This window comes from Streptomyces sp. NPDC104309 (assembly GCF_055584025.1).
In genome coordinates this window covers 162,027-175,683 of the sequence record NZ_JBVJMV010000014.1, presented here as the reverse complement: position 1 = coordinate 175,683, position 13,657 = coordinate 162,027, and the positions used below count along the sequence as shown (strand labels likewise).

The window sequence follows — 13,657 nt, the reverse complement described above, 5'->3', positions numbered from 1 at the left end:
ACGCAGCACCGGACCCCGTGGGAAGAGCCTGCGAACCCCGGTAGGTCCTGGTCAGCGGCCGGTCTGGCGCATCAGCAGATCGCGCAGCGCCCGGGTGTGGCGACGACTCACGGCGAGTTCCGCGGTGCCGATGCGCACGCTCATGCTGCCCGCGTCGAGACGGAGTTCGTCGATCCGGCCCAGCGCGACGAGATGGCGGCGGTGGATGCGTACGAATCCGCGCGAGCGCCAGCGTTCCTCCAGGGTGGTGAGGGGGACCCGGACGAGGTGGCTGCCGGTGGCGGTGTGCAGCCGGGCGTAGTCGCCCTGGGCCTCGGCGTAGGCGATGTCGTCGATCGGGATGAACCGGATCACGCCGCCGAGCTCCACCGGTATCTGGTCGTTGGCGGTGTCGAGCACGGGTGCGGAGCGGTCGCCGACCTGTTCGGCCACCCGGCGGACCGCCTCGGCGAGGCGTTCGCGGCGTACCGGCTTGAGGACGTAGTCGACGGCTTTGAGGTCGAAGGCGTGGACGGCGAAGCCCTCGTGCGCGGTGACGAAGACGATGAGAGGGGGCGCGGCGAATCCGGCCAGCAGCTGGGCGACGTCGAGGCCGGTGAGACCGGCCATGTGGATGTCGAGGAAGACGACGTCGATCGCGGACGGGTCCTCGGGTCCTGCCTCGACGGCGCTGCCGATGCGGCGCAGCGCCTCGGTGGCCCCGGTGGCGCCCTCGGCGCTGCGGATGCGGGGATCGGCGCGCAGGAGGTAGAGGAGTTCCTCCAGGGCGGGTTCTTCGTCGTCGACGGCGAGTACGCGCAGCATGGGGCGGAGTTTAGGACGTGCCGAGGGGTACGGGGCCTCGTGGTTCACCGCTTCTTTCCGTACCGGACGGCGGTGGCCCGGCGGCGCCGGGCCGGGTGCGGCGGACGCCCGCCGAATTCCATCGCAGCCGGCCGGCCCGCGCGAGATGGGGTGTCAGGTGCAGCGGGCCGACGCCGATGTCCGGGAACTTCCCGTGCCGGGCGATGTCCGTGACCCTGCCGCCGTGCAGTGCGGTGAGCGGTGGGTCGTAGGTCTTGAGGACGCTCACGTCGAGCGGCAGGACACGGGATCTCCCTGCCGACCGGGTGGTCGTCGAGGAAGACCCGCAGGGCTTCGGCCTCCGGCGGTTCGGGCATGGTTCCGGACTGCCGGAAGCATGGGCCGGACGCCTGTCAGATGCCGTACACACGCTCCGCCGTGGTGGCGAGGACACGGCGCCGCTCGTCCTCGGTGAGGGCGCCGAGCAGGGTGCGTGCCGTGTCGACGACCTCCTCGTACGTCGCGGCGAGCCGGCACACCGGCCAGTCCGAGCCGAACATCGTCCGGCTCGGTCCGAAGGCGTCCAGGACGGTGTCGGCGTACGGGCGCAGGTCGTTCACGGTCCAGGTGCGCACATCGGCCTCGGTGACCAGGCCGGAAAGCTTGCACACGGTGTTGGGGCGGGCGGCGAGCGCTCGGAGGTCGTCGGCCCAGGGACGCAGTTCACCGGCTGCGACAGGTGGCTTGCCGGCGTGGTCGAGCACGAAGGTCAGCTCGGGCAACAGGGCGGCGGCCTGGACGGTCGCGGGCAGCTGGTGGGCCCGGACGACGAGGTCGTAGACGAGTCCCGCGTCGGCGACGGCGCGCAGTCCGCGCCGGACGTCGGGGCGCAGCAGCCACTCGGGGTCGGGTTCGCCCTGGACCTGGTGGCGGATGCCGACGAGCCGGTCGCCGCCTGGGAGTTCACGCAGTGCGGCGAGGGTGTCCGCGACGTCCGGCGCCGTGAGGTCGCACCAGCCGACGACGCCCGCGACGAGATCGCTGTCATGGGCGAGGGCCAGGAATTCGGGGGTCTCCCCGGGCACGGTGACGGTCTGGACGAGGACGGTGGCGTACACCCCCGCGGCGCGCGCCTCGGGCTCCAGTTCGGCGAGGGTGAAGGTGCGCCGGATCGGGGCGAGTTCGTCGCCGGTGATCCATTCCTGGTCGCGCACCGACAAGTCCCAGACATGGTGATGGGCGTCGACGATCCGTTCCTGACCGGTCATGTCACAGCTCCCAGACGGCCGGCAGACCGGCTTCGGCGCCGTTCGACGAGTAGTCGTGCGCCACGTCGAGGAGTTCGGCCATCCTGGCCTGCCAGGCGACGTTGACGGGGAGTTTCTCCAGCTCGGCGAGGAGGGCGGCGTAGTCCTCGCAGTCGATGACGTGGAACAGATCGGTGCCGCTGCGCCAGATCGTCCAGGAGGTGGCGCCCGCCGCGCGGATCGCGGTGGTCAGCTCGGCGGGGACCTCGCGGTGGGCGGCCTCGTACTCCTCGACGCGGTCGGCACGGACCTTGGTGTGCAGGGCGATCCTCATGTCAGTGTCCGTCCTCGGTCAGCAGGCCCTCGGCGCGCAGGTCGTCCCAGAGTTCGTCCGGGATCTCCCGGCGGAGCAGGGCGGCGGCGTCGCGCACCTCGTCCGGGGAACGGGTGCCGACGAGCACTCCGGCGACGGCCGGGTGTGCCAGCGGGTAGTGGAGCGCGGCGGCCCGCAGCGGGACGCCGTGGCCCTCGGTGACGGCCTTCATGCGCAGCGCCCGGTCGAGCAGGGTGAGGGGCGCGACCGTGTAGTCGTACGTGGCACCGGCGCGCGGGTCGGCGAGCAGCCCGGAGTTGAAGACGCCGCCGACGACGACACTGCGGCCGCGGGCGGCCGCTTCGGGCAGCAGTTCGGACAGGGCGGACTGGTCGAGGAGCGTGTAGCGACCCGCGCAGAGCACGACGTCGACGTCGGTGTCGCGCAGGAAGCGGGTGAGCATCGCGGTCTGGTTCATTCCGGCGCCGATGGCGCCTACGACACCTTGTGCGCGCAGTTCCTCCAGTTGCGGATAGGCCTCGTGGAACGCGGTCTCCGCGTGGTCGTCCGGGTCGTGCAGATACGCGATGTCGATCCGGTCGAGACCCAGCCGATCCAGGCTGTCCTCGATGCTGCGGCGTACGCCGTCGGCGCTGAAGTCCCAGCGGCGGCGGTGGGTGGCCCGGACAGCGAAGCCCTCGGAGAGCCCGTCGGACATGTTCTCCGGGACGCCGCCGGGCAGCGGGTCGAGTACCCGTCCGACCTTGGTGGACAGCACGTAGGAGTCGCGGGGTCTGCCGCGCAGGGCCTCGCCGAGCCGTCGTTCGGAGAGTCCGAGGCCGTAGTGCGGCGCGGTGTCGAAGTAGCGGATGCCCTCGTCCCACGCGGCGTCGACGGCGGCCGCGGCCTGCGCGGGGTCGACGGCGCTGAAGAGATTGCCGATGGCGGCCGCTCCGAAGGACAGTTCGGTGACGTCGACCGCGCTGCTTCCCAGCCTGTTGCGCCGCATGCTTCCGCCGCCCTCCCCGATGATCGCTTTCTGCACAGAGCGAATATTCATCGGATCACTTGGGCACGTCAACACCCTGGGCACCATCAACTGCGGCGCCTTCTCAGAAATCTGTCCGACCTATGGCCGATCGAGGACAGTCTGTCAGGGAGGCGGCAACAGCGTGAGCAGGTGCGCCACCTCGTCGTCGGCACAGCCCGCCAGCCGGTCCAGATCGGGCAGCGCCTTGCCGTCGGCCACCAGTCCGACCCGCACCCGGCCGCCATAGGTGGACAGGGCGACGGCCAGGGACTGGCCGCGCGCCAGCGGCGCCATCGGGTAGACGGCGCGCAGCGGACAGCCGCCGAGCGAGAGGGCCGAGCGCGGCAGGGGCACGCTGGTGACCAGGACGTCGAAGAGCATCCTGGCCGCGTTCCCGGCGATCGGCGCGCCGAACCGGTGGGCCAGCGAGGGCAGCTGATCGGCGAGCACGGCGACCGCTCCGGCGCCCCGGAAGGGGCCCGCGGCCTTGTTCCGGTCCATGGCGGTGCGGACGGTTCGGAGCCGCTGCCAGGGATCGGGCTCGGAGACGGGGAGCCCGAGCAGATAGGCGGAGAGCTTGTTCCCGGTCGCGGCGGGCTGGCCCGGCCGTCGACGGGAGACCGGCACCAGGGCGCGCGGGTCCTCGGGGGGCAGCGCTTCGCCGCGCTCCAGCATCCAGCGGCGCAGCGCCCCGGCCACGACCGCGAGCAGGACGTCGTTGGTCGTCCCCCCGGCGGCCCGGCGGATGCGCTGGACGGCGGCGAGGTCCAGGTCCGCGGTGACCAGCCGCCGGGTACCGCTGGAACTCGCGGTGAGTGCGGGCGCTCCGCGCGGATCCAGGCGGCTCGCCCGGACCATGGAGGCACCGACCCCGAACGCCCGTCCGAGATCCTCGATCCGGCCCAGCGCGAGGCCGGCCACCTGGCGGGGGCCGGGCATCCAGGAGCGGGGCGGGACCGCACGCGGCCGACGGGAGGAGACGGCGCCGCGGGCGCGGCTCGCCAGCGGGGCGATCTCGTCGAAGATCCCGGCACCGATGGCGACGGCGCGCATCCCGTCGGCGAGCGCGTGGTGGAGCTTGACGAGTACGGCGAAGGGGCCGCCGTCCGCGCCCTCGACCAGATACATCTGCCAGGGAGGCAGGCCCCGTTCGAGCGGCCGCTCCATCAGCTCGCCGGCGAGCCGGGTGGCGCCCGCCATGAATCCGTCCTCGTCCCGCGACTCCACGCCGGTCAGCCGCACCCGCTCGATGTGCCGACGCACATCGAAGTCCTTGTCCACGAACCAGGCCGCGCCACCGACCGGCAGCAGCACGTCCTTGACGCGCATCCGCAGCCGGGGAATCGCGGCGGCGCGGGCGCCCAGCAGTTCCGCTACGTTCCCGGCGCCGACGCCGGGAGCCGGGGCGAACACGGCGAGCGCGCCGAGGTGCATCGGGTGGGCATCGGATTCGAGGTGCCAGAAGGCCAGATCGAGGGGTGCCAGTAGCTCAGTGCCCAACGGATCCTCATGTCATCGAAAGACAGACTGCCGGAGTCGCAGTCAATCGCTTGCGGTCGGTTACGGTCAAGCACTGACATGTTACGTTCTGTTACTGTCGGGTAATGCTCCGCGCTGCCGTCATTCACGTTCCGGAATGACGAATTCACACCAGACGCACTTGCCACTGCCGCGCGATTCCACGCCCCAGAGGTCCGCCAGCCGGTCCACCAGCATCAGCCCCCGCCCGGACACCCCGGCCTCCCCCGCGTCCCGGCGCCGGGGCAGCGCGCTGGACCGGTCCTCGACATCGACGCGCAGGCGGCGCTCGGGCCCGGTGAGCACCCGGATCGTGACGATCGCCCCGCCGTCGGTGTGCATCAGCGCGTTGGTGATCAGCTCGTCGGCGGCCAGCTCGACCTCGTCGGCCCGCGCCTTGGCACCCCAGGCACGTACGGCCGCCCTGATCATGTGCCGCGCGGAGCTCAGCGCCTCCGGGTCGCTCTGGGCGACATGCTGCTGGAGACGGCCGCCCGGCTGGGGCGCGTGAGCGACCTTACGGCCCAGCAGCAGGACCGCCACATCGTCCTCACCACCGCGGTCGTCGACCTCCTCGCAGAGCTTGTCGGCCAGCTTCTGCAGATCGTACGGACCGTCGCGCACCATGGACGTGAGCAGCTGCATGCCCTCGTCGAGATCGGCGCCGGGCAGCTCCACCAGGCCGTCGGTGAACAGCACCAGTGCCTGACCGGGGTCCAGCTCGACCGTGCTGACCGGGTATTCGAGCTGCCCGAACTCGGCCGAGAGGCCCAGCGGCAGCCCGCCCTCCGCAGGCAGCCTGCGGCAGCTGCGGTCGGTGTCGCGCAGCAGCGGATCGACATGGCCGGCCCGGACCAGTTGCACCACTCCGGTCGTCAGGTCGACCTCGGCGTAGGTGCAGGTCGCGAAGCGGTCGGTGTCCAGCTCATGGAGGAAGACGGAGGCCCTGGCCATCACCGTGGCGGGGCTGTGCCCCTCGGCGGCGTACGCGCGCAGCACGATACGGAGCTGCCCCATGACGGCCGCGGCGTGCGTGTCGTGACCCTGAACGTCCCCGATGACGGCCCCGACCCGGCCGCCGGGCAGCGGGATGACGTCGTACCAGTCGCCTCCGATGTCCCGGCCCAGCCGGGCCGATCGGTATCGCACGGCGACCTGTGCGCCGGGCACCTCGGGGATCCGGCGCGGCAGCATGGCCTGCTGGAGCCCCTCGGCGAGATCGTGCTCCTGCTCGTACAGCGTGGCCCGCTGCAGGCTCTGGGCGATGGAGCTGCCGAGCGCGACCAGGAGATTGCGTTCGTCACCGGTGAAGCCGTCCTTGTCGCTGTAGAGCAGGCCGATCGCGCCGATGGGCCTGGCCTGGGCGATCAGTGGCAGATAGGCGGCGGACGTGATGCCGAGGTGGCTGATGTGGGGCCAGAGAATGGGGTACGAGGTGGAGAAATCCGTGGCGGACTCGATGAAGCGGGGCATGAGCGTGCGCACCACTTCGCTCATCGGGTACGGCTCGTCCGTCCGGGTGTAGCGGGTACCGGGGACGAACGAGCCCTCCGGACCGTCCGCCACGAGACGGATGCGCCCGGACTCGATCAGCCCCACGACCAGGCTGGTCGCGCCGAGATGCGCCAGGCCCTGGGAGTTCTTCAGCACGTCGATGACGTCCCGGACCGTCCGGGCGTGGGCCAGTGCGGCCGTGGTGCTCTCCACCAGGCTGGTGCGGCGCCGCCGCTCCGCGTCCAGTTCGCGACGGGCGGTCGAGTCGGCGAGCTCCTGGGTGGCGTCGCGGACGATGCCGATGATGCGAAGAGGCCGGCCGGTCCTGTCGCGCTGGATGAAACCCTGCGTGTGCGTCCAGCGCAGCGTGCCGTCACGCCTCAGTATCCTGAAGTACGCGCCGTAGTTCCGCCGCCCGCTCTTGAGCGCCTGCGCGACCATGGCGTCGAGTCGCACACCTTCGTCCGGCGGCACTCGCGGGCCGAGCGACTCGGGCCGGCCGTCATACTCCCCGGCCCGCAGATCGAACACGTCGAGTGCGGGCCGGTCCATGTGCATGAGGCCGCTGTCGAGGTCCCAGTCGAAGCTGCCCATACGGTTCAGGGCGAGACTGAGATCCGGGTGGGCGGGCCAGTCGTCCGGGAGTGACAGGGCACCCGCTACCCGATCATCCATGCGGGCCACTCTGCCATCATTTGTCCGATTCTTCGAGCGAACCCGACGCCCCCGGAGGGAATCCCGTGCCGCTCGTCCGGGCGGACGCCGGACGCCCGCCGGACACCGCGCGGCAGCCCACCGGAGCGCCGGGAACCGGCGCCCGCCCAAAGGCCGCAGGTCAGAAGCGGCTACCGTGTCCTGTGGAGCACGGTAAGTCCATCCTTACTTCTACCCTGCGCCGCACTGCCCGCGTCAGCCCGTTCTAAGGACCTGCACCACATGACCCGCCCCGTCCGCGTCGCCATAGTCGGAGCCGGCCCCGCCGGTATCTACGCAGCGGACGCGCTGCTGAAATCCGAGGTCGCACAGGACCCGGGTGTTTCGATCGACCTGTTCGAGCGGATGCCCGCCCCCTTCGGCCTGATCCGTTACGGCGTGGCCCCCGACCACCCTCGGATCAAGGGCATCGTCCAGGCGCTCCATCAGGTGCTCGACAAGCCGCAGCTGCGACTGTTCGGCAACGTCGACTACCCCTGCGACATCGGCCTGGACGACCTGCGGTCCTTCTACGACGCGGTGATCTTCTCCACCGGCGCCGACGCGGACCGCGCGCTCGACATCCCCGGCAGCTCCCTGACCGGCTCCCACGGCGCGGCCGACTTCGTCTCCTGGTACGACGGGCACCCCGACGTGGCGCGCACCTGGCCCCTGGAGGCGGAGAAGGTCGCCGTGCTCGGGGTGGGCAATGTGGCCCTGGACGTGGCGCGCATGCTCGCCAAGACGGCGGACGAACTGCTGCCGACCGAGATACCCGCCAACGTCTACGGGGGCCTCAAGGCCAACAAGGCCCTGGAGGTGCACGTCTTCGGGCGTCGCGGTCCCGCGCAGGCCAAGTTCAGCCCGATGGAGCTGCGGGAGCTGGACCACTCACCGAACATCGAAGTCATCGTCAACCCCGAGGACATCGAGTACGACGCGGGATCGATCGAGACCCGGCGCGGCAACAAGCAGGCCAACATGGTCGCCTCTACGCTGGAGAACTGGGCCATCCGCGATGTCGGCGACCGGCCGCACAAGCTGTTCCTGCACTTCTTCGAGTCCCCGGTCGAGATCCTCGGCCAGGACGGCCGGGTCGTCGGCCTGCGCACCGAGCGGACCGAGCTGGACGGCACCGGGAACGTCAAGGGCACCGGGCACTTCACCGACTGGGACGTGCAGAGCGTCTACCGGGCGGTCGGCTACTACTCGCAGGAACTCCCGAAGCTCCCGTTCGACGTGGCCTCCGGCACCGTCCCGCATGCCGCGGGCCGGGTCCTCGACGGCGAGGGACCCATGCCGTCGGTGTATGTCACGGGGTGGATCAAGCGTGGCCCGGTCGGCCTGATCGGCCACACCAAGGGTGACGCGAACGAGACGGTCGCCTGCCTCCTGGACGACCATGTCTCGGGCCGGCTGCCCGCCCCCGAACGCCCCGAGCCGGAAGCCGTCACCGCTTTCCTGGAGGAGCGCGGCGTCCGCTACACCACTCGCGAGGGCTGGCACCGTCTGGACGCGCACGAGCAGGCCCTGGGAGCGGAGCAGGGACGCGAGAGGATCAAGGTCGTGGAGCGCGAGGCCATGCTGGACGCCTCCGAGCCCCGCTCCTGACGGCACGGCCCGGCGCCCCGGCCGACCGCCACCGCGGCCGGGTGGCTCCGTCCACCTCGACGGAGCCACCCGGCCGATGAATCGCTCAACGGCCCTACAGCGTCTTGACGTTGTCCCCGAACGTCCATCCCTTCGACCCGTCCCAGTTGAGCGACCAGGTCATCAGGCCCTTGAGGCTGTTGCCGTAGTGGTTCCACGCCTGCGTCACCTGACCGGTCGTCATGTGACCGCCTCCGGCGCCGGGCTGGGCGGGCAGCCCCGGAACCTGCTTGTCGTAGGGGACCTTGATGGTGGTGCCCTGGATGACAAGGCCCTTGTTCAGGCAGTCGGTCTGCGCGGTGAATCCTTCGACGGTGCCGGCGGAGTACGAGTCCCCCGCACATCCGTACATGCTGCCGTTGTAGTACTGCATGTTCAGCCACCACAGGCGGCCGTTGTCCGCGTACTTCTTCACGATCGGCAGGTAGGCACCCCAGATCGAGCCGTACGTGATGCTCCCGCCGGTGACGTAGGCCGTCTCCGGGGCCATCGTCAGACCGAAGTTCGAGGGCATCCGCGCGAGCACACCGTCGATGATGCGGATGAGGTTGGCCTGTGAGGTGGACAGCTGGTTGATATTGCCGCTGCCGGTCAGACCGGTCTCGATGTCGATGTCGATCCCGTCGAAGTTGTACTTCTTCAGAATCGGCACCACCGTCTCGACGAACCGGTCGGCGACCGCGCTGGAGCTGAGGTCGATCCCGGCGGTCGCGCCGCCGATGGACATCAGTGTGGTGAGTCCGGAGGCCTTCGCCTGGCACATCTCGGCGGGTGTGGGGACCTTCACGGTCGAGTCCATCCCGTCCTCCCACAGAACGGTGCCGTCCGAGAGGATGACGGGGAAGGCCGCGTTGATCACGTTGTAGCCGTGAGCCGTGATGCGGCTGTCGGTGACCGGGATCCAACCGAGCGGCGGGTGCACGCCGTTGGACGCGCCGTCCCAGTTCTCCCAGTACCCCTGGAGCACCTTGCCGGCGGGCTTCGACTTGACCGCGCACGTGTCCTCCTGCGCGGCGCTCGGCGTCGCGCCGACCAGCATCTGTACGACACATGCCGCCGCGAGGCCCAGCCCCAGCAGGCGCGATGTCCGACCGATCATGTTCCGTTCCCCTTCCCGGACGAATCGAACGATAAATGTCATGATCCTGACAAAACACCTCTTCACCGCGAGGCCCCGCGCGACGCGATCCGCCCAACGTAGGTTGGTCCAGACCTTTCGTCAATGGGTCCAGGCCGGCCAGGGGCCGGGCGCCGGAGGTCGGTTGTGAGCGCAACTCAACTTAGCTTAGGCTTACCTAAATCTTCGCACCCCGTGCGGGATCCGACCGCTCCGTTCATCAACCCCTGAGGAACACCCATGTCCCGGTTCACCCGCGTGCGTCGCCGGACGCTCGCCGCAACTGCCACCGCCGCAGCCTTCGTTCTCGTCCTCGGTGGCTGTTCGTCGGGCGACGACGGCAAGGAGACCTCCGGCGCATCCGGGAAGAGCAGTGGAGCGTTCCCCGTCTCCATCAAGAGCGCGCTCGGCACGGCGGAGATCAAGAAGCAGCCCGAACGGATCGTCACGCTCGGCCAGGGCTCGGCGGAGACCGCCATCGCGCTGGGCCACACTCCGGTGGGCATCGAGAGCTACGAGTGGGGAAGCGACAAGACGGGCTATCTGCCCTGGATCCACGAGGCGGTGGAGAAGAAGGGCGAGAAGCTGCCGACCCAGTTCAAGGGCGGCGAGGACATCGACTTCGAGGCCATCACCGAGCTGGCGCCGGACGTCATCCTCGCGCCGTGGTCCGGGATCACGCAGAAGCAGTACGACATCCTCAAGGACATAGCCCCCACCGTGGCCTACCCCGATCTGGCGTGGAGCACCGACTGGGACCAGCAGATCGGGATCATCGCCAAGGCGCTGGGACAGCCGGACAAGGCGAAGACCCTCATCTCGAAGATCGAGAAGCAGCTGTCCGACGCGGCGGCGACCCGGCCGAACTACAAGAAGTACAAGTTCTCCTACATCTACACCTCCGGCCCCGGCACCCTCGGCGTGTTCAAGCCCGAGGAGCAGCGCGTCAAGATGGTCTCCTCGCTCGGCCTCACCGTCGACCCGGTGGTGAACACCTTCAAGGAGACCAAGGGCACCGACTCGGCGCTCATCGGTCTGGAGAACGCCGAGAAGCTGAAGAACAGCCAACTGGTCTTCACCTTCTACACCGATGACAAGACCCGCAAGGAGATCGAGGCACAGCCGCTGTACGCGGCGATCCCCGCCGTCAAGAGCGGTGCCGTGGTCTCCAGCAAGGACAACTCCTTCGTCACCGCCTCCTCGATCATCAACCCGCTCACCGTGCCGTGGGTGATCGACCGTTACCTGCCGCTGATCGACAAGGCGGTCAAGGCCGCCGACGGCAGCCGGGGCTGACCGCCGCACACATGGCCGCCACCACACACGCGCCGCCGAGCGGCGCCGGCACCGCTCGGCGGGTGTACTGCGTCGTCGTCGCACTCGCGGTGCTCGTGCTCGCCGTGTTCGCGAGCGTCATGTTCGGCAGCCGGACCACCTCGTTCAGCGATGTGCTGAACGTGCTGTCCGGCACCGCCGACCCGAATGTCGCCACCATCGTCGAGAGCCGGTATCCGAGGACCGCGCTCGGTGTCCTCGCCGGCCTCTGCCTGGCCGTCGCGGGCACGCTCATGCAGGGAGTGACCCGCAATCCGCTGGCCGATCCCGGCCTCCTCGGGATCAACGCGGGCGCCTCCGCGAGCATCGTCACCGCGACGGCGTTCCTCGGGGCATCGGGCAGCAGGGACACCATGTGGTGGGCGCTGCCCGGTGCGCTGATCGCCGGTCTGCTCGTCCACGTGATCGGATCGGCGGGCTCGGGCGGCGGGCTGGTGCGGCTCGTGCTGGCCGGTGCGGTGCTCTCCGCCGTGCTGATGGCGTACATCCAGGCCGTGACACTGAGCCGGCCGAAGGTCTTCGACAGCTACCGGTACTGGGTCGTCGGCGCCCTCGGCGGCCGGGACTTCGATGTCTTCTGGTCCGTCCTGCCGTTCGCGGTGGCCGGTCTGCTGATAGCCGCTCTGCTGGGGCCCGGACTCAACGCGCTCGCACTCGGCGACTCGACGGCGGCATCGCTCGGGGCACATCCGGCCCTGGTGCGGGCGGGCGGGCTGCTCTCGGCCACGCTGCTGAGCGCCGCGGCGGCGGCGGCGGTCGGTCCGATCGCCTTCGTCGGCCTGGCCGTTCCGCATGTGGTGCGGGCCCTGGTCGGTGTCGAATTCCGGATGCAGATCCTGTTCTCGGCACTGGTCGGCCCCGCGCTGCTGCTCCTCGCGGATGTCGTGGGCCGTGTGGTCATGCGCCCGCAGGAGTTGATGGTCGGTGTCGTGACCGCGTTCATCGGCGCGCCCGCACTGCTGGTCGCCGTACGCAGGATGAGGGGGAACGCAGGATGAGGGGCAACGCATGACGTCGCATCAGACCGGATTCCGCATCTCCTCGCCGAGGGGATTCCTGAGGATCGGCCGGACCGTGGCGCTGCCGGTCCGCCGGGTGTCGGTGCTGACCGCCCTCCTGCTGTCCGTGCTGCTCGTGGTGGCCGCCGTCGCCACGCTCTCGTTCGGCCGGCTCGGCATTCCGCTCGCCGATCTCGCCGGGGCGCTGACCGGCGGGGCCGAGGGCAAGAACGCGTTCGTCCTGGAACACCTGCGCGGCCCACGCCTGGTGGTCGCTCTGGGAACGGGCGGGGCGCTCGGCCTTTCCGGCGCGCTGTTCCAGTCCGTCACCCGCAATCCGCTCGGCAGCCCCGATGTGATCGGCCTGGCGTCCGGTGCCGGGGCGGGCGCCGCGATCGTCGCGCTGATGTTCCCGGACAGCGTGCCGGTGGCACTCGGCGCGCTGCTCGGCGCCGTCCTCGCCATGGCACTGGTCTACGTGTCGACCGGTACCGGATTCCGCAACCCCGCCCGGCTCGTCGTCGCGGGGATCGGGGTGGCCGCGATCGGCACGGCGATCACGCAGTACGTCGTCTACGCCATGGAACGGGACCGGGCCGCCGTCCTCACCGCCTATGTCAACGGGAGTCTGTCGGCGCGGTCCTGGGACGACGCCACGACGATCTGGCTCGTGCTGCTCGTGGTGGCCCCGCTCACCGCGCTGATCGCGCGGCGGCTGGACGTCGGTGAGATGGGCGACGACATCGCCGGGGCGCTGGGGTCCGGGCCCCGCAGCACGAAGACGATCGCCGTCGTCCTCGCGATCGTGCTCTCGGCGGGCGCCGTCAGCGTCGCCGGACCCATCGCGTTCATCTCGCTGACGGCCCCGCAGATCGCCAAGCGGATCACCCGGGTCTCCGGCCCGCACCTGGTGCTGTCCGCGCTGACCGGCGCGCTGCTGCTGGTCCTCGCGGATCTCTGTGCCCAGCAACTGCCGCTGTTCGACAGTCTGCCCGTCGGCATCTACACGATGGCCATCGGAGGCGTGTACCTCGGCTGTCTGCTGATACGGGAGTGGCGCCGGGGCATTCTGTGAGGCCTGTCCGGGGCGTCACTCACCGCTGAAGCAGCTGCACGGCGCCACCGACACGCCCTCGCGGACGGCCCGTTCGTCGTCCTCCGTGGCCGTCGGGCCCAGGTCGCCCGCCCGCGGCGAGGGCGTGGACCGGACCGGGAAGCCGAGATGGAGGTCGTGGCCGATGTCGCCGGGGGTGCTCGTGCACCCTCCGGCGCGCAGATCGGTGGCGCCGTCGTCGAGGAACCGGGGGTCAGCCGGATCCCGCCGCAGCCCGCCTCGGCCCAGTGCTGTGACCGGAAAGGTTCACCGGCTCGCGACGCCCGGCACGGCACCTCGCCGCGTTGCCGCATCACCCGAGTGCGTCCGGCACGAGGCGATCCTCCGCCTCGCGACGCACCGCACCGGACGCCGCGAGCTTCCGG

11 protein-coding genes and 1 pseudogene are annotated in these 13,657 nt (G+C 70.4%); 4 read left to right on the top strand and 8 right to left on the bottom strand.

The genetic code is table 11. From position 1 onward, the window contains the following. Positions 1 to 51: 51 nt before the first annotated feature. The 7 genes and pseudogenes from ACZ68L_RS22075 to ACZ68L_RS22045 all read right to left on the bottom strand — a co-directional run bounded on the left by ACZ68L_RS22075 (position 52) and on the right by ACZ68L_RS22045 (position 7,060). Positions 52 to 804 (bottom strand): LytR/AlgR family response regulator transcription factor, encoded by a 753-nt coding sequence (locus ACZ68L_RS22075; RefSeq protein ID WP_469579409.1) that lies wholly within the window; start codon positions 802 to 804, stop codon positions 52 to 54. Positions 805 to 889: 85 nt separating this feature from the next. Continuing rightward, a pseudogene (locus ACZ68L_RS22070) lies at positions 890 to 1,160 on the bottom strand (DNA-formamidopyrimidine glycosylase family protein); the annotation flags it as partial. A 36-nt stretch (positions 1,161 to 1,196) separates the two neighbouring features. Next, on the bottom strand, positions 1,197 to 2,051 hold the full coding sequence (locus ACZ68L_RS22065) for an amidohydrolase family protein (RefSeq protein ID WP_469579408.1): 855 nt from the start codon (positions 2,049 to 2,051) through the stop codon (positions 1,197 to 1,199). A 1-nt stretch (position 2,052) separates the two neighbouring features. Continuing rightward, a complete protein-coding gene (locus ACZ68L_RS22060; RefSeq protein WP_469579406.1) occupies positions 2,053 to 2,364 on the bottom strand; it encodes an L-rhamnose mutarotase in 312 nt (103 codons plus the stop codon). Position 2,365: 1 nt separating this feature from the next. Then, positions 2,366 to 3,352, bottom strand: coding sequence for an aldo/keto reductase (locus ACZ68L_RS22055; protein WP_469579509.1), 987 nt, complete (start codon positions 3,350 to 3,352; stop codon positions 2,366 to 2,368). Positions 3,353 to 3,496: 144 nt separating this feature from the next. After that, the gene (locus tag ACZ68L_RS22050) at positions 3,497 to 4,873 is read right to left on the bottom strand and encodes a wax ester/triacylglycerol synthase family O-acyltransferase (protein WP_469579404.1); all 1,377 of its coding nucleotides are present in this window, start codon (positions 4,871 to 4,873) and stop codon (positions 3,497 to 3,499) included. Between the two features lie 120 nt (positions 4,874 to 4,993). After that, positions 4,994 to 7,060, bottom strand: coding sequence for a SpoIIE family protein phosphatase (locus ACZ68L_RS22045; protein ID WP_469579403.1), 2,067 nt, complete (start codon positions 7,058 to 7,060; stop codon positions 4,994 to 4,996). 261 nt (positions 7,061 to 7,321) lie between these two features. Between ACZ68L_RS22045 and ACZ68L_RS22040 the strand changes: the two genes are divergently transcribed. Further along, complete coding sequence (locus ACZ68L_RS22040) at positions 7,322 to 8,689, top strand: FAD-dependent oxidoreductase (protein WP_469579401.1); 1,368 nt, start codon at positions 7,322 to 7,324, stop codon at positions 8,687 to 8,689. A gap of 94 nt (positions 8,690 to 8,783) precedes the next feature. On the opposite strand, the gene ACZ68L_RS22035 is transcribed toward ACZ68L_RS22040, so the two are convergent. Further along, positions 8,784 to 9,827: a chitinase gene (locus ACZ68L_RS22035; protein WP_469579399.1), complete on the bottom strand. Its 1,044-nt coding sequence runs from the start codon at positions 9,825 to 9,827 to the stop codon at positions 8,784 to 8,786. A 258-nt stretch (positions 9,828 to 10,085) separates the two neighbouring features. Between ACZ68L_RS22035 and ACZ68L_RS22030 the strand changes: the two genes are divergently transcribed. Genes ACZ68L_RS22030 through ACZ68L_RS22020 form a run of 3 tightly spaced genes read left to right on the top strand, consistent with a single transcriptional unit; the run spans position 10,086 to position 13,253 of the window. Continuing rightward, positions 10,086 to 11,141: an iron-siderophore ABC transporter substrate-binding protein gene (locus ACZ68L_RS22030; protein WP_469579397.1), complete on the top strand. Its 1,056-nt coding sequence runs from the start codon at positions 10,086 to 10,088 to the stop codon at positions 11,139 to 11,141. Positions 11,142 to 11,152: 11 nt separating this feature from the next. After that, a complete protein-coding gene (locus ACZ68L_RS22025; RefSeq protein ID WP_469579395.1) occupies positions 11,153 to 12,178 on the top strand; it encodes a FecCD family ABC transporter permease in 1,026 nt (341 codons plus the stop codon). A gap of 10 nt (positions 12,179 to 12,188) precedes the next feature. Then, positions 12,189 to 13,253: a FecCD family ABC transporter permease gene (locus ACZ68L_RS22020; RefSeq protein WP_469579393.1), complete on the top strand. Its 1,065-nt coding sequence runs from the start codon at positions 12,189 to 12,191 to the stop codon at positions 13,251 to 13,253. Positions 13,254 to 13,657: the final 404 nt, after the last annotated feature.